20 protein-coding genes and 1 riboswitch are annotated in these 19,458 nt (G+C 73.6%); of the genes, 8 read left to right on the top strand and 12 right to left on the bottom strand.

Annotation, left to right across the window (positions count from 1 at the left end; all coding sequences use genetic code 11):
* Positions 1 to 14: 14 nt before the first annotated feature.
* The 3 genes from AB0Q96_RS27875 (at position 15) to AB0Q96_RS27865 (ending at position 4,206) form a co-directional block, all read left to right on the top strand.
* Positions 15 to 530 carry a GNAT family N-acetyltransferase gene (locus AB0Q96_RS27875; RefSeq protein WP_365330117.1) on the top strand — a complete coding sequence of 172 codons (516 nt, stop codon included), beginning with the start codon at positions 15 to 17 and terminating at the stop codon, positions 528 to 530.
* A gap of 21 nt (positions 531 to 551) precedes the next feature.
* Positions 552 to 714: riboswitch (cobalamin riboswitch) on the top strand.
* A 127-nt stretch (positions 715 to 841) separates the two neighbouring features.
* Positions 842 to 3,190, top strand: coding sequence for a ribonucleoside-diphosphate reductase subunit alpha (locus AB0Q96_RS27870; RefSeq protein WP_365330115.1), 2,349 nt, complete (start codon positions 842 to 844; stop codon positions 3,188 to 3,190).
* Entirely contained in the window at positions 3,190 to 4,206 is a 1,017-nt protein-coding gene (locus AB0Q96_RS27865) for a ribonucleotide-diphosphate reductase subunit beta (protein ID WP_365330113.1), read from the top strand. The genes AB0Q96_RS27870 and AB0Q96_RS27865 overlap by 1 nt, the downstream gene beginning before the upstream one ends.
* Positions 4,207 to 4,291: 85 nt before the next feature.
* On the opposite strand, the gene def is transcribed toward AB0Q96_RS27865, so the two are convergent.
* From def to AB0Q96_RS27825, 8 genes are all read right to left on the bottom strand, one after another.
* The gene (gene def, locus AB0Q96_RS27860) at positions 4,292 to 4,939 is read right to left on the bottom strand and encodes a peptide deformylase (RefSeq protein WP_365330111.1); all 648 of its coding nucleotides are present in this window, start codon (positions 4,937 to 4,939) and stop codon (positions 4,292 to 4,294) included.
* A gap of 68 nt (positions 4,940 to 5,007) precedes the next feature.
* The gene (locus AB0Q96_RS27855; RefSeq protein WP_046907347.1) at positions 5,008 to 5,988 is read right to left on the bottom strand and encodes a tetratricopeptide repeat domain-containing protein; all 981 of its coding nucleotides are present in this window, start codon (positions 5,986 to 5,988) and stop codon (positions 5,008 to 5,010) included.
* Between the two features lie 79 nt (positions 5,989 to 6,067).
* Positions 6,068 to 7,327 (bottom strand): HD domain-containing protein, encoded by a 1,260-nt coding sequence (locus AB0Q96_RS27850; protein ID WP_365330109.1) that lies wholly within the window; start codon positions 7,325 to 7,327, stop codon positions 6,068 to 6,070.
* Entirely contained in the window at positions 7,324 to 8,745 is a 1,422-nt protein-coding gene (locus AB0Q96_RS27845; RefSeq protein WP_365330227.1) for an HD-GYP domain-containing protein, read from the bottom strand. Before AB0Q96_RS27845 ends, AB0Q96_RS27850 begins: the two co-directional genes overlap by 4 nt.
* A gap of 156 nt (positions 8,746 to 8,901) precedes the next feature.
* On the bottom strand, positions 8,902 to 9,204 hold the full coding sequence (rsrA, locus tag AB0Q96_RS27840) for a mycothiol system anti-sigma-R factor (RefSeq protein WP_329423897.1): 303 nt from the start codon (positions 9,202 to 9,204) through the stop codon (positions 8,902 to 8,904).
* Entirely contained in the window at positions 9,201 to 9,854 is a 654-nt protein-coding gene (locus AB0Q96_RS27835) for a sigma-70 family RNA polymerase sigma factor (protein WP_207926457.1), read from the bottom strand. The genes rsrA and AB0Q96_RS27835 overlap by 4 nt, the downstream gene beginning before the upstream one ends.
* A gap of 251 nt (positions 9,855 to 10,105) precedes the next feature.
* Positions 10,106 to 10,738, bottom strand: coding sequence for an alpha/beta family hydrolase (locus AB0Q96_RS27830; protein WP_365330107.1), 633 nt, complete (start codon positions 10,736 to 10,738; stop codon positions 10,106 to 10,108).
* Positions 10,739 to 10,887: 149 nt separating this feature from the next.
* The gene (locus AB0Q96_RS27825) at positions 10,888 to 11,703 is read right to left on the bottom strand and encodes an SOS response-associated peptidase (RefSeq protein ID WP_365330105.1); all 816 of its coding nucleotides are present in this window, start codon (positions 11,701 to 11,703) and stop codon (positions 10,888 to 10,890) included.
* 51 nt (positions 11,704 to 11,754) lie between these two features.
* Here AB0Q96_RS27825 and AB0Q96_RS27820 point away from each other — a divergent pair, with 51 nt between their 5' ends.
* The 4 genes from AB0Q96_RS27820 (at position 11,755) to AB0Q96_RS27805 (ending at position 15,253) form a co-directional block, all read left to right on the top strand.
* The gene (locus AB0Q96_RS27820; RefSeq protein ID WP_365330103.1) at positions 11,755 to 12,450 is read left to right on the top strand and encodes a M50 family metallopeptidase; all 696 of its coding nucleotides are present in this window, start codon (positions 11,755 to 11,757) and stop codon (positions 12,448 to 12,450) included.
* A 20-nt stretch (positions 12,451 to 12,470) separates the two neighbouring features.
* The gene (gene aroA, locus AB0Q96_RS27815; RefSeq protein ID WP_365330101.1) at positions 12,471 to 13,823 is read left to right on the top strand and encodes a 3-phosphoshikimate 1-carboxyvinyltransferase; all 1,353 of its coding nucleotides are present in this window, start codon (positions 12,471 to 12,473) and stop codon (positions 13,821 to 13,823) included.
* 3 nt (positions 13,824 to 13,826) lie between these two features.
* Complete coding sequence (gene rsgA / locus AB0Q96_RS27810) at positions 13,827 to 14,837, top strand: ribosome small subunit-dependent GTPase A (protein WP_365330099.1); 1,011 nt, start codon at positions 13,827 to 13,829, stop codon at positions 14,835 to 14,837.
* Between the two features lie 92 nt (positions 14,838 to 14,929).
* A complete protein-coding gene (locus tag AB0Q96_RS27805; RefSeq protein WP_046907355.1) occupies positions 14,930 to 15,253 on the top strand; it encodes a multidrug efflux SMR transporter in 324 nt (107 codons plus the stop codon).
* Here AB0Q96_RS27805 and AB0Q96_RS27800 read toward each other — a convergent pair.
* Positions 15,219 to 15,965: a helix-turn-helix domain-containing protein gene (locus AB0Q96_RS27800; RefSeq protein ID WP_365330097.1), complete on the bottom strand. Its 747-nt coding sequence runs from the start codon at positions 15,963 to 15,965 to the stop codon at positions 15,219 to 15,221. The genes AB0Q96_RS27805 and AB0Q96_RS27800 overlap by 35 nt on opposite strands.
* A 105-nt stretch (positions 15,966 to 16,070) precedes the next feature.
* Here AB0Q96_RS27800 and hisN point away from each other — a divergent pair, with 105 nt between their 5' ends.
* Positions 16,071 to 16,865: a histidinol-phosphatase gene (gene hisN, locus AB0Q96_RS27795; protein WP_365330095.1), complete on the top strand. Its 795-nt coding sequence runs from the start codon at positions 16,071 to 16,073 to the stop codon at positions 16,863 to 16,865.
* A 37-nt stretch (positions 16,866 to 16,902) separates the two neighbouring features.
* Here the strand turns inward: hisN and AB0Q96_RS27790 are convergent, their stop codons facing one another.
* The 3 genes from AB0Q96_RS27790 to AB0Q96_RS27780 form a co-directional block, all read right to left on the bottom strand.
* Positions 16,903 to 17,457 carry a hypothetical protein gene (locus tag AB0Q96_RS27790; protein ID WP_365330093.1) on the bottom strand — a complete coding sequence of 185 codons (555 nt, stop codon included), beginning with the start codon at positions 17,455 to 17,457 and terminating at the stop codon, positions 16,903 to 16,905.
* A gap of 80 nt (positions 17,458 to 17,537) precedes the next feature.
* Entirely contained in the window at positions 17,538 to 18,404 is an 867-nt protein-coding gene (locus AB0Q96_RS27785; protein ID WP_365330091.1) for a peptidoglycan-binding protein LysM, read from the bottom strand.
* Between the two features lie 5 nt (positions 18,405 to 18,409).
* The gene (locus AB0Q96_RS27780) at positions 18,410 to 19,318 is read right to left on the bottom strand and encodes a CAP domain-containing protein (RefSeq protein ID WP_365330089.1); all 909 of its coding nucleotides are present in this window, start codon (positions 19,316 to 19,318) and stop codon (positions 18,410 to 18,412) included.
* Between the last annotated feature and the right edge of the window lie 140 nt (positions 19,319 to 19,458).

The following is a 19,458-nucleotide window of genomic DNA, read 5'->3' as shown; positions in this document are numbered from 1 at the left end:
GCAGACTGCCGGGCATGGACTTCACGATCAGGGCGGTACGGCCCGAGGAGTACGCGGCCCTCGGCGAGATCACCGCGCGGGCCTATCTCGACGACGGGTTCCTCACCTTCGGCGAGGACGACGCGTATCTGGGGCTGCTGCGGGACGTGGCCCGGCGGGACGCCGAGGCCGAGGTGCTCGTGGCGGTCGACACCACGGACGCGACCGGCGCGGTCCTCGGCGGGGTGACCTTCACCGCCGGCGGCCGGGAGTGGGCCGACATCGCCCGGGAGGGCGAGGCCGAGTTCCGCATGCTGGCGGTCGCACACGCGGCGCGCGGCCGGGGCGTCGGGGAGGCCCTCGTGCGGGCCTGCGTGGACCGGGCGCGGGCCGTCGAGGGGTGCGCGCGGATCGTGCTGTCCACCCAGCGGACGATGGCCACCGCCCACCGCATCTATGAGCGACTGGGCTTCGTCCGCTCCCCCGAACGGGACTGGAAGCCCGTCCCGGGGCTGGACTTCACGCTCTTCACCTACGTTCTGGAGCTCTGAGCCCGGCTCCGGCCGACACAACATGTGGGGGGTGCCGTGAGCGGCGCCCCCCACATGTATGCTCGTCCTCGCTGTCGCCGCAGGGGAATCCGGTGGAAATCCGGAACTGTCCCGCAACGGTGTGTTTTGCGCGCTTTCGCGCCCAGGGTGAGTCCGAAGACCTGCCGACAGCGTGCCCGGTCCGTCCGTTCCGGGTGCCACAGACGTCCGGGCCTCGCGGAGTGGGCCGGTGGACGCGGCGCCGCCGTGCGTACGGCCGCCCGTTCCCGCCTCCCGTCCTGGCTCCGCGCCGAGCGAGGGAGAGCCCCCACGTGACCATCGCGCCCGCCGATCCGGCCGCAGCGATCGAGACCGACGGCCCCGGCACCGTGCTGCTGCGGGTCCTGACCGATCTCACCGCCGACCTCCCGGACACCGACCCCGGCAAGGTCGCCGCCGCCGCCCTGCGCGGCCGCAGCGCCGGCGCGGACGAGGCGGAGCTGCGCGAGCTGGCCACCGAGGCCGCCGCCGGACTCATCGCCGAGGACCCGGCGTACTCCCGGCTCGCCGCCCGGCTGCTCACCCTCACCATCGCCGACGAGGCGGCCGGCCAGGGCGCCGTCTCCTTCTCGGCCTCCGTCGCCGTCGGCCACCGCGAGGGCCTGATCGCCGACCGCACGGCCGCGTTCGTCGCCGCGCACACCGCGCGCCTCGACGCGCTGATCGACCCGGCCGGCGACGACCGCTTCGGCTACTTCGGCCTGCGCACCCTGTACTCCCGCTACCTGCTGCGGCACCCGATCACCCGCAAGGTCGTCGAGACCCCGCAGCACTTCATGCTGCGGGTGGCGTCCGGTCTGGCCGAGGACGAGTCGGCGCGCGCCGTCGACGAGGTGGCCGCGCTGTACGGGCTGATGAGCCGGCTCGACTACCTGCCCTCCTCCCCCACCCTGTTCAACTCCGGCACCCGCCACCCGCAGATGTCCTCCTGCTACCTGCTGGACTCCCCGCAGGACGAGCTGGACTCCATCTACGACCGCTACCACCAGGTCGCGCGCCTGTCGAAGCACGCGGGCGGCATCGGCCTGTCGTACTCCCGCATCCGCGCCCGCGGTTCGCTGATCCGCGGCACCAACGGGCACTCCAACGGCATCGTGCCGTTCCTGAAGACGCTGGACGCCTCCGTCGCCGCGGTGAACCAGGGCGGCCGCCGCAAGGGCGCCGCCGCGGTCTACCTGGAGACCTGGCACGCGGACATCGAGGAGTTCCTGGAGCTCCGCGACAACACCGGCGAGGACGCCCGCCGCACGCACAACCTGAACCTCGCGCACTGGATCCCGGACGAGTTCATGCGCCGGGTCAACGCGGACGCCGACTGGTCGCTGTTCTCGCCCTCCGACGTGCCCGAGCTGGTCGACCTGTACGGCGACGCGTTCGACGCCGCGTACCGGGCGGCGGAGGCCGCGGGCCTGGCCAAGAAGTCCATGCCGGCCCGTGACCTGTACGGCCGGATGATGCGCACCCTCGCGCAGACCGGCAACGGCTGGATGACCTTCAAGGACGCGTCCAACCGGACCGCCAACCAGACCGCCGAGCCCGGCTCCGTCGTCCACTCCTCGAACCTCTGCACCGAGATCATCGAGGTCACCGACGACGGCGAGACGGCCGTCTGCAACCTCGGTTCGGTCAACCTCGGCGCCTTCGTGCGGAACGGGGAGATCGACTGGGCGCGGCTCGACGAGACCGTGCGCACCGCCGTCACCTTCCTCGACCGGGTCGTCGACATCAACTTCTACCCGACCGAGCAGGCCGGGCGCTCCAACGCCCGCTGGCGTCCGGTGGGCCTGGGCGCGATGGGCCTCCAGGACGTCTTCTTCCAGCTGAAGCTGCCCTTCGACTCGGCCGAGGCCCGCGCGCTGTCCACCCGGATCGCCGAGCGGATCATGCTGGCCGCGTACGAGGCGTCCGCCGACCTCGCCGAGCGCAACGGCCCGCTGCCCGCCTGGGACAAGACCCGCACCGCCCGCGGCGTCCTGCACCCGGACCACTACGACGTGGAGCTGAACTGGCCGGAGCGCTGGGCCGCGCTGCGCGAGCGGATCGCCGCCGTCGGCATGCGCAACAGCCTCCTGCTCGCCATCGCGCCGACCGCGACGATCGCCTCGATCGCCGGCGTCTACGAGTGCATCGAGCCGCAGGTCTCCAACCTCTTCAAGCGCGAGACGCTGTCCGGCGAGTTCCTCCAGGTCAACTCGTACCTCGTGGACGAGCTGAAGCGGCTCGGCGTGTGGGACGCGCAGACCCGCGAGGCGCTGCGCGAGGCCAACGGCTCGATCGCCGGCTTCAACTGGGTGCCGGCCGAGGTGCGCGAGCTGTACCGGACGGCGTGGGAGATCCCGCAGCGCGGCCTGATCGACATGGCCGCCGCCCGTACCCCGTTCCTGGACCAGGCCCAGTCGCTGAACCTGTTCCTGGAGACGCCGACCATCGGCAAGCTGTCGTCGATGTACGCGTACGCCTGGAAGCAGGGCCTGAAGACCACGTACTACCTGCGCTCGCGCCCGGCGACCCGGATCGCCCGCGCCGCGCAGGCCGCCACCATCCCCGTCCAGCAGGTCGCCGACCCCGACGCCGTCGCCTGCTCCCTTGAGAACCCCGAGTCCTGCGAGGCCTGCCAGTGATGAGCTCCAACGAACAGAAGAACCTGCTGGACCCGGGCTTCGAACTGACCCTCCGTCCCATGCGCTACCCGGACTTCTACGAGCGCTACCGGGACGCGATCAAGAACACCTGGACCGTGGAGGAGGTCGACCTCCACTCGGACGTCGCCGACCTCGCCAAGCTCACCCCCGGTGAGCAGCACATGATCGGCCGCCTGGTCGCCTTCTTCGCGACCGGCGACTCGATCGTGGCCAACAACCTGGTCCTGACGCTCTACAAGCACATCAACTCCCCCGAGGCGCGGCTCTACCTCTCGCGCCAGCTCTTCGAGGAGGCCGTGCACGTCCAGTTCTATCTGACGCTGCTCGACACCTACCTCCCCGACCCGGAGGACCGGGCGGCGGCCTTCGCGGCCGTCGAGAACATCCCGTCGATCCGCGAGAAGGCGCAGTTCTGCTTCCGGTGGATGGACTCGGTCGAGAAGATCGACCGCCTGGAGACGCAGGCCGACCGACGGCGCTTCCTGCTCAACCTGATCTGCTTCGCCGCCTGCATCGAGGGCCTGTTCTTCTACGGCGCCTTCGCGTACGTGTACTGGTTCCGGTCCCGTGGTCTGCTGCACGGCCTGGCGACCGGCACCAACTGGGTGTTCCGCGACGAGACGATGCACATGGACTTCGCCTTCGAGGTCGTGGACACCGTCCGCAAGGAGGAGCCCGAGCTCTTCGACGACGAGCTCCAGGCGCAGGTCACCGCGATGCTGCGGGAGGCCGTCGAGGCGGAGCTCCAGTTCGGCCGCGACCTGTGCGGCGAGGGCCTGCCGGGCATGAACACCGAGTCGATGCGCGAGTACCTCCAGTGCGTCGCCGACCAGCGGCTCACCCGCCTGGGCCTCGCGCCGGTGTTCGGCTCGGCGAACCCGTTCGCGTTCATGGAGCTCCAGGGCGTCCAGGAGCTGACCAACTTCTTCGAGCGCCGCCCGTCCGCCTACCAGGTGGCCGTCGAGGGCTCGGTGGACCTGGACGAGGACTTCTAGGAGTCGCGTCCGGGCCTCCGGTACGCCGAAGGGCCCCGCTCCACGGGGGGAGCGGGGCCCTTCGGCGTGTCCGGGAGGGCGCGGGTCAGTCGTTCGCGACGACCGGGTAGCGCGGGGTGCCCTCTTCCATCTGGCGCAGGGCGTCCTTGCGGTCGCGCTTGGAGAGGCGGTCGATGTACAGGTAGCCGTACAGGTGGTCCGTCTCGTGCTGGAGGCAGCGGGCGAAGTAGCCGGTGCCGCGGACCTTGATCGGCTCGCCCTTCTCGTCCTGGCCGGTGAGCTCGGCGTAGTCCGGGCGCGCGAGCTCGGCGTACGCGGTCGGCACCGAGAGGCAGCCCTCGTTGGACTCGTCGAGGACGCGGCGGTCGGCCGGCAGCTCCTGGAGGACCGGGTTGCAGACGACGCCCACGTGGCGCACGCCCTCGTCGTCCATGCAGTCGTAGACGAAGACCTTGAGGTCGACACCGATCTGGTTGGCGGCGAGGCCGACGCCCTGGGCGGTGCGCTGGCTGGCGAACATGTCGTCGACCAGCTTCGCCAGCTCGTCGTCGAACGCGGTGACGTCCTTGCACTCCTTGTGGAGCACGGGGTTGCCGACCACGGTGATCGGGCGGGAGGTGCCGCGCTCGCGGTACGCGGTCTCGCGCTCCTCGGTGTCCTCCGTGTCGACGACGTAGCCCTCGTCGTCGACGGGGAGCACGCCGTTCCCGCCCTGCGCTGTGTCCTGAGCCATGTCCGCCGTACGCCTTCCTCAAAACCCTGTGATGTCGGCGTACAGCCTACGGGCCCCGGGCGCCCGGCTCAGCAGACCTCTTCCAGATCGCGCCACTCGCGGCTGTCCGGGCTGTCCGCGACCCAGCCGTCGAGCAGGCCGCGGACCAGGCCGGCGGGGGCGGCGATGCCGCATTCGCGCTCCGGCACCCACAGCTCGCCGGGCGAGCGGTGGCCGAGCGGGCCCGGGTGGCCCGGTTCGCTGTGGTCGTGCGGGTCGAGGTGCTCGCCCTCGCCCTCGGCGCTGGGCATGGTCGACTCCGAGCAGGCCCGGCAGAGCAGCCGTACGGAGGAGGACCAGTCCTCGGCGGCGAAGCCGGCGTCGGCGGCGAGCTGCTCCAGGGCGTCCCGGTCGGCCTCGGTGGCGGCCTCCAGGAGGACCACCCAGGTCGGCACCGGGGACGGGGCCCACAGCTCGATCTCGTCGAAGACGGGGTACGAGGGGCCCGCGCTGGTGGTCCGCTCGCCGTTCGGGACGCCGTCGTGCAGGACGACCTCGCCCCAGCGGCGGCCCGAGGAGGGCAGCGGGATGGACAGGACCTCGATCCGGGCCGGGTCGAGCCGGCGGCCCCACACGACCTCGGCCTCGCCCTCCGGGGAGAGCCGCACGGCCGCGCTGCCGAGCTCCATGCCGGCCGGCTCACCGGTGCCGGCGGCGGCGCCCGGGACCTTCAGCCCGTAGGCCTGCCAGGCGCGGCGGGCCAGCGGCCAGTCCTGGAGCGCGGTGGCGGCGATGCCGACGTTCCACCAGTCGGGGGCGCCGGTCTCCTTGTCGAGCAGGGCGACCGCGCGCAGCCCGGCGGCCCGGGCCTGCTCCCAGTCGTGCCGGAACTTGTGCAGCAGGGCCAGGTTGAACCAGGACTCCGAGAGCCAGGGCTCCAGGTCCGCCGCACGCGTCAGCAGTGCGCCCGCGTCCTCGTACCGGCCGTCACCGATCAGCGTGAACGCGCGGTCGGTGGCCTGCCGCCACGAGGCGGAGGGCCGATGCCGTACCTTCCCGAAGATCCTCACGATTCCCGCCTGCCGGTCGCTTCACCCTCTTGTTCGCATCCAACCATGCCCGGTCGGACGCGCGCTCATTACCCATGGGTTACCCCGGTGGGACTGGGGCGATGCCCCTGGGGACCCCACCGCGGGCGAGCACCCTGGCGAGCGATTCGACGACATCGGGGTGGTAGTCGCGGGCGGTGCCGAGCCGGAGGCGTTCCAGGGCGCCGAGGCCGCCGCAGGCGCTGGTGGCGGCCAGGTCGTCGTAGGCGTTGACGGTCCGGACGATCCGGGCGGGCAGCGGCTGGTCCCGGTACGGGTCGGCCTGGCGTTCCACGACGACGGCGACGGCGGTGGCGACCCCGGTCTGGCGGACCACGGCCCCGCCGAGCAGGGCGATCCTGCGCTGCTCCTCGGCGGGCAGCAGGGCGGTGGCGCCGCCCTCGACGGGGTCGACCAGGGAGAGCTGTCCGATGTCGTGCATGAGCGCCGCGTATTCGAGGACGGTCAGCTCGGCGCCGGTCAGGCCCAGCTCGCGGCCGACGGCCCGGCTGAGTCCGGCGACCCGGCGGGCGTGGCCCGGCGGGGTGCAGCCGGCGATCTCGGTGGCCCGGGCCAGCGAGGCGATGGTCTGCCGGTCGGTGGTGCGCACGGCCGCGTACCGGCGGTAGGAGACCTGGGTGAGCAGCAGCGGTACGGCGAAGACGGGCAGCGCCCACAGTCCGGCGACGGCCACCCCGAGGGCCATGACGGTGCCGGTGGCGCAGACCGCGGAGCCGATGCCGGGCAGGGCGCGCAGCTGGTCGCGCAGGAGCGGGCCGTAGGGGTGGCCGGTGCGGGCGCGGTGCAGCAGGGCGGCGAGGACGGCGTCGCAGAGGGCGGTGAGGAGCAGCAGGAGGAGCAGGAAGAGGGCGTACGCGGGGCCGTGGCCGAGGCGGGCGGTGAGGGCGCCCGTGTTGAACAGGGGCTGGAAGCAGAGGGCGGCGAAGCCGACGGTGAGGACGCGGCGGGCCAGCTGGTCCGGGTCGGGGCCGCGGCCCCGGGCCACGTGCGGGACGATCCCGGCGAGGCCGCCCGCGACGGCGACGGCGACGGTCTGCGGGACGCCGTGGGCGGTGCTGTGGCCGGCGTTCTCGCCGAGCAGGGCGTAGGCGAGGGCTCCGGCGGCGGCGAGCGGGGCGGGTTCCCTCTCGCCGGGCTGGGCGCCCCAGCGGGTCAGCTCGCCGAGGGCGACGAGGGTGCCGAAGGCGAGGGCGGCGGCGGGGTCGTCGACGCCCTGCCAGAGCGTGGCGCCGATGCCGGCGAGGGTCAGCAGCAGGGCGAGGGCGCGTACGGCGCCGACGGTGGCGCGGCCGGTGCTCACGCGGGCTCCTGGGCGGTCCGTGCGGGCACCGGGGGCGGGGTCGCGGCGGGCGTCCCGTCGGGCGGCGGGGTGCGGGCGCCGGGCAGCGGGGCGGTGGTCTCGTCGGCGGTGACCTCGGTCTGCCAGCCGTCCCGGGCGAGGGCGCGGGCGAGGGCGTCGACCATCCGCGGGTCGAACTGGGTGCCGGCGCACCGCTCCAGCTCGGCCAGGGCGGTCCCGACGGGCCGGGCGCGGCTGTAGGAGCGGGTGGAGGTCATGGCGTCGAAGGCGTCGGCGACGGCGACGACCCGGGCGTACTCGGGGATCTCGCGGCCCTTGAGCCCGTACGGATAGCCGCTGCCGTCCATGCGTTCGTGGTGGTGGAGGATCGCGGTGCGGGCCTCGCCGAGGAAGCCGATGCCGCGGACCATCTCGTGCCCGTACTCGGGGTGGAGCTCGATGATCCGGCGCTCCTCGGGGGTGAGCGGCCCGTCCTTGCGCAGCACCCGGGTGGGGACGCCCAGTTTGCCGACGTCGTGGAGGATGCCGGCGAAGCGGACGACCTCCAGGCGGGCCTCGGCCATGCCGAGCTCCCGGGCGATCAGGACGGAGGCGTGGCCCACGCGTTCGCTGTGGCCGCGGGTGTAGCGGTCCTTGATGTCGACGGCCTGGACGAGGGCCCGGATGGTGGCCTGGTGGGCGGCCCGCTCGCGGTGGTACTGGGCGAAGACCCAGCAGGAGATGTACATGGGCAGCAGGACGAAGAGGGCGGCGACCGGCCCGTACGGGCTGCGCCAGAGCACGGCCATCATCAGTCCGGCGAGTCCGTGCACGGCGTGCGGGGCGAGGGCGCGGCCGAGCAGTCCGCGCCAGGCGGCCCGGGGCGGGAGCTGTTCGGCGGTGGCGCGGATGCCGCCGTCGAGGACGGTGAGGACGAGGCAGAGGGTGAGCGCGGCGGCGCCGGCGGGCAGCAGCGCGTACGGGAAGTCGGGGGTGTCGGGCCCGAGTCCGAGGGCGGCGTGGCAGTGGAAGAGCCGGGCGGCGTGCGACGCGGCCCAGACGGCGAGGGCGAGCTGGGCGGCCCGCCAGGCGCGCCGGGCCCCGGCGGGCGGGCGTTCCACGCGGCCGAGGACGGCGCCGGGCAGCGCGGTGAGCGCGGCGGCGGCGGGCGGCAGGAGCAGCGCGGCGGCGATCAGGACGGGGAAGAAGGAGCCCGCGGTGAGCGGGGCCGCGCCGCCGGGGGCCCGGCCGAGGGCGCGGGCGGCGAGGGAGCAGCGGGCGGGCAGTTCGCAGACCGCGTAGAGGGCGGCGAGCAGGAGCACGGCGCGCCAGGGCGTGGGCGTGCCGGGGCGCAGCGCGGGCAGGACGGCGGCGGTGGCGGCGAGCAGGGCGCAGCCGATGTACACGCGTGCCGTTCGCGGAATGCCCTGGACGCCCATCACGCCGGTCACGCTAGCGAGTTGGGCCGCCGCCGTCGGGCCGCCGGGGGCGATTCGCACCATCGGGTGATACAAGCCGATGGACACACCGAAGGCCGGGCGACACGTTCGCCCGGCCTTCGGTCCTGCGTGCAGGGGGTGGCGCCGCCCTCGGTGCTACTGCTCCTGGGGTGCCGCCGTGACGTCCTGCTCGGGCACCGTGTGACCCGAACGGATGAGGTCGATCCGGCCCATCACCTTGGCGCGGAGGTCGACGGGGACGTCATCGCTGCCGCAGCAGCGCTTGACCAGCTTCTTGACCGCCTGTTCGAGGCCGTACTTCTCCAGGCACGGGGAGCACTCCTCGAAGTGGACCTCGAACTTGGTGCAGTCGGTGTCGGGCATCTCTCTGTCGAGGAACTCGTAGAGATGGTCCAGGACCTCTGAGCAGTCCGTCTCGTGCGGATCTCCGCAGCTCATGAGCCCGAGCCTTTCAGATCGTGCGACTCTCCGGCGCCCGCGGGAACCAGCCCGCGGTCGCGAGCGTAGTCCTCGAGCATGCCGCGCAGCTGGCGGCGGCCCCGGTGCAGCCGGGACATCACCGTACCGATGGGTGTACCCATGATGTCCGCGATCTCCTTGTACGCAAAGCCCTCTACATCGGCCAGATAGACGGCGATGCGGAACTCCTCGGGGATCGCCTGGAGCGCCGCCTTCACGTCCGAGTCCGGCAGGTGGTCGAGCGCCTGCGACTCGGCCGAGCGCAGACCGGTGGACATGTGCGACTCGGCGCGGGCGAGCTGCCAGTCCTCGATCTCCTCGGCGGCCGAGCGCTGGGGCTCACGCTGCTTCTTGCGGTACGAGTTGATGAAGGTGTTCGTGAGGATCCGGTACAGCCATGCCTTGAGGTTGGTGCCCTCGCGGAACTGGTGGAAGGATCCGTACGCCTTGGCGTAGGTCTCCTGCACCAGGTCCTCGGCGTCCGCGGGGTTGCGCGTCATGCGCAGCGCGGCCGAGTACATCTGGTCGAGGTAGCCGAGGGCGTCCCGCTCGAAGCGCGCGTTGCGCTCCTCGGTCGTCTCCTCGGGGCCGTCGTCGGTCCCTGTGTCGGTCCCAGTGACCGGACCCACCTCCTCCAGCGCTGCGGCGAACCCGAACGCGGACCCGCTCGCTTCGGAGGATAGACGAGGAACCACTCCGTCCGCCGCCCGAACGGGGGCCGGCCTCGGCGCGGGCAGGACCGTCCAGTCCAGGTCAGCGGCCTGCGCACGCTCGGGGCAGATGGTCGAACCCATGCGACGGACTCCCTCTTCCTTGCTCTGAGCACCGATGTCCCTCACAACAGCGGTCCCCGGCCCGGCATTCCCGTGCGGCCCGCCGGTCACCGAAGTGACGTGACCCACGTGGTGACTTCACGCACGATCACCTCGACGGCCTCCTCCTGGGTGAGGGGGGCGCGCTTGGGGACGGCGAAGCCGTGGTCGCCGTACGGCACCTCCACGAGGGTGTGCGGGCCGTCCGGGAACTCCTCCGGCCTGCCGAACGGGTCGTTGCCGCCCTGCACGACGAGGGTGGGGACGCCGGTGCCGAGGAGCTCGGCGGCCCGGGAGCTCTCCGGCCGGCCGGGCGGGTGCAGCGGGAAGGAGAGCGCGAGCACCGCGGCGGCGCCCAACTCGGTCGCGGTGCGGCAGGCGACCCGGGCGCCGGCGCTGCGCCCGCCGGCGATCACCGGCAGGCCGGGGGCGGCGAGGGCGGGCCACAGGCCGCGCCAGCCGGTGTCGAGGGTCTTGGGCGCGGGGGCGACCTTCTTGCCGGCCACCCGCCAGGGCTGCTCGACGAGGGCCACGGTCACGTCCCGCGCGGGCAGCGCGGCGGCCAGGGCCACCAGGTCGCGGGCCTCGATGCCGCCGCCGGCGCCGTGGCTCACGGCGAGCACGGCCCAGGGCTTCTTCGCGGCGGCCCAGGTGATCCGGGCGTCCCCGGCGTCGGTCGGAACGATCTCGGTCTTGGTCACGGGGCCATCCTGCCGCCCCGGGCACGGAAAACCGGTGTCCTGGGCGCGGTGCCCAGGACGCTCCCTGGACGAGGGTGCCGTCCTCCGGGCCCTCAAGAAGTGGGTGCCCTCCTCCGGACCCTCAGAAGAGGGTGCCCTCCTCCGGGCCCTCAGAAGAGGGTGCCCTCCTCCGGGCCCTCCAGCTCCGTCAGCAGTTCGGGGCCGTTGTTGCGCACGTTGCTGACCGCCGTCGCCACCGGGTAGGCCCGCATCAGGCCGCCGGGCGGCGGGGCGAGCAGCGCGCGCAGCGCCTCCGGACCGGTGGGGTGCGGGTCCAGCCAGGCGTCCCAGTGCTCGGGGGTGAGCATCAGCGGCATCCGGGGGTGGATGTCGGCGAGCGAGCGGGGCCCCTCGGCGGGGGCGACGCCCAGCGGCCCGGTCTCGGCCTCGGTGGTCACGACGGAGCAGGTGACCCACCAGGCCGAGGGGTGGGCGTCGGGGAGGGCCGGGTCGCGCCAGAACTCGAATATGCCGGCCAGCGCGAGGACCGAGCCGTCGGCGGGGGTCACGAAGTAGGGCTGCTTGCGGGGCCGCTTCCGCTTCCCCTCGACCTCCAGGTCGCGCTCGCCCGCGCCGGTCACCCACTCGTAATAGCCGTCGGCGGGCAGGATGCAGCGGCGGGAGGCGAAGGCCTGCTTGAAGGAGGGCTTCTCGTGCAGGGTCTCCGCGCGGGCGTTGATCATCCGGGCGGCGCCCTCCGGGCTCTTCGCCCAGGACGGCACGAGCCCCCACTTCAGTGCGCGCATCTGGCGAACCGGGCGGCGCGATTCCGCGTCTTTCAGAGGACGCTCCAGAATCGCGTAGACCTCCTTGGTCGGGGCCACGTTCCAGTCGGGGGCCAGGGTCTCCTCCGGCTCCCACCTCTCGACCTCGAAGACGTCCACGAGGTCCTCGGGGCGCCTGCTCGCCGCATACCGTCCGCACATGAGTGCCAGACTGCCACGACCCCGCCCCCGCACGAGGAGCCGTTCCACCCGATGAGCCTCCCCCACGGCCTGTTCGACGCGCAGGCCGCGCCCGCGCAGTGGATCGTGATCGCCACGGCGGTCGCCGCGCTGGCCGCGGTCCTGCCCCGCCCGATATGGCGCCTGTCGCGCAACGCGATCACCATCGCCCACGAGGGCGGCCACGGTCTGGTCGCGCTCGCCACCGGGCGGCGGCTCCAGTCCATCCGGCTGCACTCGGACACCAGCGGGCTGACCGTGTCGCGCGGACGGCCCACCGGCATCGGCATGATCCTGACGGCCGCGGCCGGCTACACCGCCGCCCCGCTGCTGGGCCTCGGCGGTGCCGCGCTGCTCGGCGCCGACCGCGTCACGCTGCTGCTGTGGCTGGCCACGGCGCTGCTCGTGGCGATGCTGGTGATGGTCCGCAACGCGTACGGCGTCTTCACCGTGCTGCTCACCGGCGGCGTGTTCCTGCTGGTGTCCTGGCTGACCGGCCCGGACGTGCAGTCGGCCTTCGCGTACGCGGTGGTCTGGTTCCTGCTGCTCGGCGGGGTCCGGCCGGCCTTCGAGCTCCAGGCGAAGCGGCGGCACGGAGGGGCGCCCGACTCCGACGCGGACCAGCTCGGGCGGCTCACCCACGTGCATCCCGCGCTGTGGCTCTTCTTCTTCCACGCCGTCTCGCTCTGCGCCCTGATCGGCGGAGGACGCTGGCTCCTGGGCCTGTAGTCCCCCCGTAAGGTGAGGGCATGACCGAAAGCTCCGCGCACACCGATCCGCTCACCGGCCTCTGGCCCGCCCCCTATGCCGGCGGCGCCGTGGACGCCACCGTCACCGTGCCCGGATCGAAGTCGGTCACCAATCGCGCCCTCGTGCTCGCCGCGCTGGCCGCCGAGCCGGGCTGGGTGCGCCGCCCGCTGCGCTCGCGCGACACCCTGCTGATGGCGGAGGCGCTGCGCACCCTCGGCGTGCGGATCGAGGAGACCGTGTCGTCGAGCTCCTCCGTCGCGGGGGGCCCGGACGGCGGCGGCGAGGCCTGGCGGGTCATCCCGGCCGGGCTGCGCGGCCCCGCGACCGTGGACGTCGGCAACGCCGGCACGGTCATGCGCTTCCTGCCGCCGGTCGCGGCCCTCGCCGAGGGGCCGGTCCGCTTCGACGGCGACCCGCGCTCGCACGAGCGCCCGCTGCACGGGGTCATCGACGCGCTGCGCGCGCTCGGCGCCCGCATCGACGACGACGGGCGCGGCGCGCTGCCGATGACCGTGCACGGCGGCGGCTCCCTGGAGGGCGGTGTCGTCGAGATCGACGCCTCCTCGTCCTCCCAGTTCGTCAGCGCCCTGCTGCTGTCGGGCGCGCGCTTCAACCAGGGCGTGGAGGTACGGCACGTCGGCGGCCGGCTGCCCTCACTGCCGCACATCCGGATGACCGTCGACATGCTGCGCTCGGTCGGCGCGCAGGTCGACGAGCCGGAGCACGGCGGACGCCCCGACGTGTGGCGGGTGGCGCCGTCCGCGCTGCTCGGGCGGGACCTGGTGGTCGAGCCCGACCTGTCCAACGCGCAGCCGTTCCTGGCCGCGGCCCTGGTGACCGGCGGCCGGGTGACCGTGCCGGACTGGCCGGCCCGCACCACCCAGCCCGGTGACGCGCTGCGGGAGATCTTCACCGCGATGGGCGGTTCCTGCGAGCTGACCGACCGGGGGCTGACCTTCACCGGCACCGGCCGGATCCACGGCATCGACGTGGACCTGGGCGAGGTCGGCGAGCTGACCCCCGGCATCGCGGCGGTCGCCGCCCTCGCGGACTCCCCGTCCACCCTGCGCGGCGTCGCCCACCTGCGGCTCCACGAGACCGACCGGCTGGCCGCCCTCACCAAGGAGATCAACGGGCTCGGCGGTGACGTGACGGAGACCGAGGACGGGCTGCACATCCGCCCGCGCGCGCTGCGCGGCGGCGTCTTCCACACGTACCACGACCACCGGATGGCGACCGCGGGCGCGATCATCGGCCTGGCCGTCGAGGGCGTGGAGATCGAGAACGTGGCGACGACGGAGAAGACCTTGCCCGACTTCCCGAGGATGTGGACCGAAATGCTCGGAGCCTGAGCCATGCGGCGTTACGGGAAGAACACCGACGAGGACGACATCCGCCAGCGGCCCAACCGCAAGGGCAACCGTCCCCGCACCACCATCCGCCCCAAGCACGAGGACGCCGTCGAGGGCATGGTCCTCACCGTCGACCGGGGCCGGCTGACCTGTCTGGTCGACGACCGGGTCGTGATGGCGATGAAGGCCCGCGAGCTGGGCCGCAAGGCCGCCGTCGTGGGCGACCGGGTCTCCCTGGTCGGCGATCTGTCCGGCGAGAAGGACACCCTGGCGCGGATCGTGCGGATCGGCGAGCGCAGCTCGGTGCTGCGCCGCACGGCCGACGACGACGACCCGTTCGAGCGGGTGGTGGTGGCCAACGCCGACCAGCTGGCGATCGTGACCGCGCTGGCCGACCCGGAGCCGCGCCCCCGGCTGATCGACCGCTGCCTGGTCGCGGCCTACGACGGCGGGCTCTCCCCCTTCCTGGTCCTCACGAAGTCGGACCTGGCGCCGCCGTCGGCGCTCCTGGACCTGTACGGCGCGCTGGACATCCCGCACGTGGTGGTCAACCGCGACGAGCTGTACGACGGCGAGGCGGCCGACCGGGTGCGGGAGTACCTGGGCGACCGGGTGACGGCCTTCGTGGGGCACTCGGGCGTCGGCAAGACGACGCTGGTGAACGCGCTGGTGCCGGAGGAGAAGCGACGGGTCACCGGGCACGTGAACGCGGTGACCGGCCGGGGCCGGCACACCACGACCTCGGCGCTCGCGCTGCCGCTGGACAAGGCCGGCGGCTGGGTCATCGACACGCCCGGCGTGCGCTCCTTCGGCCTGCACCACGTCGACCCGTCGCGGGTCATCCTCGCCTTCCCGGACCTGGAGCCGGGGACGGCGAACTGCCCGCGGGCGTGCAGCCACGACGAGGCGGAGTGCGCCCTGGACGCCTGGGTGGCGGAGGGCCACGCCGATCCGGCCCGGCTGTACTCGCTGCGGCGGCTGCTCGCGACCCGGGAGCGACGCGAAGGCGACTGATTCGCGCACGTTTGCGGGCGCCCACGTCTGGTAAGTGCATAATCGCACCAAGTGAGACGAAGCAGTCACCGACGGCGTGGGAGGCACTGACGATGGCGTGGCTGCTGGTGGTGGTCGCGGGGATTCTGGAGACGGGGTTCGCGGTCTGCCTCAAGCTCTCGCACGGTTTCACCCGGCTGTGGCCGACGGTCGCCTTCGCGGCCTTCGCCCTGGGCAGTTTCGGCCTCCTGACGCTGGCCCTGCGCAAGCTGGACGTGGGTCCGGCGTACGCGGTGTGGACGGGGATCGGGGCGGCCGGGACGGCGATCTACGGGATGGTCTTCCTCGGCGACCTGGTCTCCACCCTCAAGATCGTCTCGATCTCGCTGGTGATCATCGGCGTCATCGGCCTCCAGCTGTCGGGGTCCGCCCACTGACCCGCTGCGGGAACAGCGCGTCGCGGACCAGGCACACCCGCTCGCCCTCCGCCTCCCGGCCCGTGGAGGCCACCACGAAGGACAGGGCGAGACGCAGGGCGAGCTCGCAGGAGCGGAGGACGGCCGCCGTGTCGTCGGTGTCCGTGGCGGCCCTGGCGGCCTCGGCGTCCCCGGCGGCCTCGGCATGCCCGGCTCCTTCGCCGTCCCCGCCGTCCGGGCCCCGCGCGATCAGCGACGCCGCCCGGTCCCGTGCCTGGGCGAGCAGCTCCCCCGGTGTGGGCACCCCCGCGTCGGCGCGCCGCTGCTCCGGTACGGGGGCGAGCCGGGAACCGACGCGCACCGGCCGCGGGGCGGGCAGCCGCTCGTCCCAGGCGCCGGTGAGCAGGGCCCGCAGCACCGGCCGGGCGGCGGCAGCGGCGACCGTCCACTCGGCGACGGCGAGCAGCCCGCGGGCGTACGGACCGGGCTCGGCCGGCAGCGCCCCGGCCGGCACCGCCTCCGCCAGCACCGCCTCGACGCCCCGCAGATACCGGTCGGCCTCGCGCCGCACGAGGGCGCGGGCCAGCCCCTCCTTGCTGCCGAACTCGTTGTAGAGGGTCTGTCGGGAGACCCGCGCGCGGGCGGCGACGTCGACCATCCGCACCGCGGACCAGGGCCGCGCGCCCAGGGCCGCCAGGGCCGTGTCGAGAAGGGTTTCGCGGGCAGTCGGCATCGTCGCCTCCCAGCCGGGTCGGTACTGCGCTCAGCGTTGACGGGCGACCACGCACTGTCAAGGCCCGCCGCAGGGCGACCCGTGTGCGGGGGATAGAGTTTCGACATGGCCGAATACCACGACGATCTGCGTCTGGCCCATGTCCTCGCGGATGCCGCGGACGCGGCCACGATGGACCGGTTCCAGGCGCTCGACCTCAAGGTCGAGACCAAGCCCGACATGACCCCGGTCAGCGAGGCCGACAAGGCCGCCGAAGAGCTGATCCGCAAGCAGTTGAAGCGCGCGAGGCCGCGGGACGCGATCCTCGGCGAGGAGTTCGGCGTCGAGGGCACCGGCCCGCGCCGCTGGGTGATCGACCCCATCGACGGCACCAAGAACTACGTGCGCGGGGTGCCCGTGTGGGCGACCCTGATCTCCCTGATGGAGGCCGGCGAGACCGGCTTCCAGCCCGTGGTGGGCGTGGTCTCGGCGCCCGCGCTCGGGCGCCGCTGGTGGGCCGCGAAGGGCCTCGGCGCGTACACGGGCCGCAGCCTCGCCTCGGCGACCCGGATCGGGGTGTCGAAGGTCGGGCGCCTGGAGGACGCGTCCTTCGCGTACTCCAGCCTGACCGGCTGGGAGGAGCGCGGCCGGCTGGACGGCTTCCTCGACCTCGGCCGCGCGGTCTGGCGGACCCGCGCGTACGGCGACTTCTGGCCGTACATGATGGTCGCCGAGGGCTCGGTGGACCTGTGCGCGGAGCCCGAACTCTCGCTGTGGGACATGGCGGCCACCTCGATCGTGGTCCAGGAGGCCGGCGGCACCTTCACCGGCCTGGACGGACGCCACGGCCCGCACAGCGGCAACGCCGTGGCGTCGAACGGGCTGCTGCACGGGGAGCTGCTCAGCTACCTGGGCGGCTGAGCGGCCCCCCGTTCCCCGGTGGTGGGGCGGCCGGGCCTCAGCCCAGTCGCCACCACTGCCCGGCGTCGTTCTGGTCGCAGCCGGCCAGGGAGTTCAGGTAGCCGACGCCGTTGCTCTTCAGGCACTGGCCGGTGACCGCGTTCTTGGCCATCCGCCAGCCGTTGCCGCCGTCGATCAGCTGCCACTTCTGGGCGGGGGCCACACCGCCCCAGGGGCTGTTGAGGCCGTCACGGGTCGCCGACCCGAGCTGCGGGATGGCCAGGTCGTTGGTGCCGCCGGCCTCCAGGACCTTGTCGAAGCCGTGGCTGATGGCACTGGTGCCGTCGCAGTAGCGCCACACCGACCAGGTCTGCGCGGGCGAGCCGTTGGGCGTGAAGGTGCCGACCCGCTGACCGTCGGCCTCGTTGTTGTACGGCAGGTCGAGCGCGCCGCCGCGGTAGGTCGCCACCTCGGTGCGGGTGGTGAGGGACGGCGGGAGCGAGCCGCAGTCGGTGCTCTGCGCGGCCAGCGCCGTCGGGGCGGTCGCCAGGGCCGCCCCCGCGACGGTCACGGCGACGCCGACGCCGGCGGCGAGGGTACGAAGGGTGGTCATGGTGGTCCTTTCGTCGTACGTACGGTGAGGTGACGTGCTCTTCGGTGTCGTGCGGCCGTTCGCCGCGCGGGTCCCGCGCGTCACGCGGTGACCTGGAAGCCGTGGGCGTGGCCCAGGCGCTCCAGGGTGGTGCGGCCGGGCAGCCCGTCGGCGTCCGTGCCGCCGAAGCCGCAGCGGCGCTGCCACGCGGCGTACGCGGTCACGGTCCTGGTCCCGAAGGAGCCGTCCGCCCACTGGGCGGGCAGCAGCCCCTCGGCGGCCAGGGCACGTTCCACGGGGAGCACGTCGGCGCGGTGCACGGCCGCGCCCTGGGCGGCGGCCGGGTCGGTGCGGGCCGCGGCGAGCACCCGGGCGAGGCTCACCACGGACCGCAGGTGGTTCTGCGCCGGCCGCTGCTTCGCCCCGGTCCCGCCCGCGGCGGCGAAGAGGGCCGCCGGGTCGATGGCGCCCGGGTCCCAGTGGTCGTTGCCCGGGACGTGGACGTGGCCGAAGTGCCCGCCCTTGCCGCGCCAGTCGGAGCGCGAGCGTCCCCGCCCGGCCCACACGTCGGGCACGCCCCAGGAGCGCACGGCCGCCATGAGGGCGGCGAAGCGCGGGCCCGGCTTCCAGTAGCCGGTGAACGGGGTCGCGGCGCGGGCCAGGACCTCGATCTGGACGCAGACCCGGCCGGTCCGGTTGGTGCGGGTGTCGCCGTCGTTGCGGAGCGCCCGGGCGCTGCGGTCGAGCGGCCCGAACTGGCCCAGGTCGTCGGTGGTGGGGTCGTACAGCAGGTGCGGTTCGCTGCCCTGCTTGATCAGGTACGCGCCGACGGCGTCGAAGGCCGCGTTCCCGGCGCCGCTCTCGGTGGTGTGCCAGACGACCCGGGGCGGCAGCTCCGGAGTGTCCATCGGGCCGCCGATCGCCCCGTCACCGAGACGTACGACGCCGGGGATCCATGCCGTTCCCATCGGGCTCAGCTCCCGAAGGTCTGCACGTACCGGCCCCAGTTGCCGCGCTGGCGCGGGCTGTAGCCGATGCCGATGGCGCGGTAGGAGCCGCCGAGGATGTTGTTGCGGTGCGGGGTGCTGTCCATCCACATCCGCATGGCCTCGGCGACGCTGTTGCCGGGGGTGACGTTCTCCGCGCGGGCGGTGTTGCCCGGGTATCCGGCGTCGCTGATGCGGCGGCTGAAGTCGGAGCCGTCGGTGCCGTTGTGCTGGGTGAGGTCGTTCGCCGCCATGTCGTTGGCGTGCCGCTGCGCGGCGGCCGAGAGCCGGTCGTCGAGCCGCAGGTCCGGGGCGCCGACGCGGCGCCGCTCCTGGTTGACGGCGGCCAGCATCTCGCCGCGGAAGTCACCGCCGCCCGGCTGGGGCTGGGGCTGGGGCTGCGGCTGGGGTCGGCTCCCGCCGCCGGTCTGGCCGCCGGTCTGCCCGGCCGGGACGAGCTGCCAGAGCTGGCCCTGGTTGGCGGGGTCGCGCCGCCACACGCCGAGCGCCGCGCCCTGGCCGTCGGCCGTGAGGTAGGCGGCGCCCTCGTTGCCGCGGGCGCTGCGCAGCAGGACGCGCCCGTCGCCGCCGTCCTCCAGGTGCCAGCGCTGGTTGTCCTGGCCGTGTTCGCGGACCAGGTGGGTGGTGTAGTTGGAGAAGTTGTAGTCCATCACCATGCCCTGGCCGGGGCCGTGGGTGTTGTGGGTGAGCTGGGTCTCCAGGAGCCAGGTGCCGTTCTCCTTGGCCCAGAACACCCAGCCCTGGGCGGCGGTCCCGTTGGGCGCCCAGCCCTGGATCCGGTTGCCGTCGCTCGCCTGGCTGGCGTTGACGTCGGCGGCCCTGCCGTTGCCCGCGACGAGTGTCAGAACCTGTCCGTTCTGCGGCTGCGTCGTCATGTCGTGTCGTCTCCCTGTCGTGTCGTCGAACCTGACGGGCCATACGGTCACGGACCCCGGTAGACAAGCGGTCAACGCGCGTAGCGGAGAGGCGGATCCGAGGGGATACGACGGGGCTGGGGCCGGGGGCGGGGGCGAGC

The sequence above is a fragment of the Streptomyces sp. NPDC093111 genome (assembly GCF_040683955.1).
GTDB lineage: Bacteria > Actinomycetota > Actinomycetes > Streptomycetales > Streptomycetaceae > Streptomyces.
Note: the sequence above shows the minus strand (reverse complement) of the source record. Positions and strands in the feature narration are given on the sequence as shown.

What these genes read in the sequence shown, in the direction of transcription:
- AB0Q96_RS27875 (WP_365330117.1), top strand. Translation starts at nt 15, where the DNA reads ATGGACTTCACGATCAGGGCGGTACGGCCCGAGGAGTACGCGGCCCTC.
- AB0Q96_RS27865 (WP_365330113.1), top strand. Translation starts at nt 3,190, where the DNA reads ATGAGCTCCAACGAACAGAAGAACCTGCTGGACCCGGGCTTCGAACTG.
- def (WP_365330111.1), bottom strand. Translation starts at nt 4,939, where the DNA reads ATGGCTCAGGACACAGCGCAGGGCGGGAACGGCGTGCTCCCCGTCGAC.
- AB0Q96_RS27845 (WP_365330227.1), bottom strand. Translation starts at nt 8,745, where the DNA reads ATGGGCGTCCAGGGCATTCCGCGAACGGCACGCGTGTACATCGGCTGC.
- rsrA (WP_329423897.1), bottom strand. Translation starts at nt 9,204, where the DNA reads ATGAGCTGCGGAGATCCGCACGAGACGGACTGCTCAGAGGTCCTGGAC.
- AB0Q96_RS27825 (WP_365330105.1), bottom strand. Translation starts at nt 11,703, where the DNA reads ATGTGCGGACGGTATGCGGCGAGCAGGCGCCCCGAGGACCTCGTGGAC.
- AB0Q96_RS27820 (WP_365330103.1), top strand. Translation starts at nt 11,755, where the DNA reads ATGAGCCTCCCCCACGGCCTGTTCGACGCGCAGGCCGCGCCCGCGCAG.
- aroA (WP_365330101.1), top strand. Translation starts at nt 12,471, where the DNA reads ATGACCGAAAGCTCCGCGCACACCGATCCGCTCACCGGCCTCTGGCCC.
- rsgA (WP_365330099.1), top strand. Translation starts at nt 13,827, where the DNA reads ATGCGGCGTTACGGGAAGAACACCGACGAGGACGACATCCGCCAGCGG.
- AB0Q96_RS27805 (WP_046907355.1), top strand. Translation starts at nt 14,930, where the DNA reads ATGGCGTGGCTGCTGGTGGTGGTCGCGGGGATTCTGGAGACGGGGTTC.
- AB0Q96_RS27800 (WP_365330097.1), bottom strand. Translation starts at nt 15,965, where the DNA reads ATGCCGACTGCCCGCGAAACCCTTCTCGACACGGCCCTGGCGGCCCTG.
- hisN (WP_365330095.1), top strand. Translation starts at nt 16,071, where the DNA reads ATGGCCGAATACCACGACGATCTGCGTCTGGCCCATGTCCTCGCGGAT.
- AB0Q96_RS27790 (WP_365330093.1), bottom strand. Translation starts at nt 17,457, where the DNA reads ATGACCACCCTTCGTACCCTCGCCGCCGGCGTCGGCGTCGCCGTGACC.
- AB0Q96_RS27785 (WP_365330091.1), bottom strand. Translation starts at nt 18,404, where the DNA reads ATGGGAACGGCATGGATCCCCGGCGTCGTACGTCTCGGTGACGGGGCG.
- AB0Q96_RS27780 (WP_365330089.1), bottom strand. Translation starts at nt 19,318, where the DNA reads ATGACGACGCAGCCGCAGAACGGACAGGTTCTGACACTCGTCGCGGGC.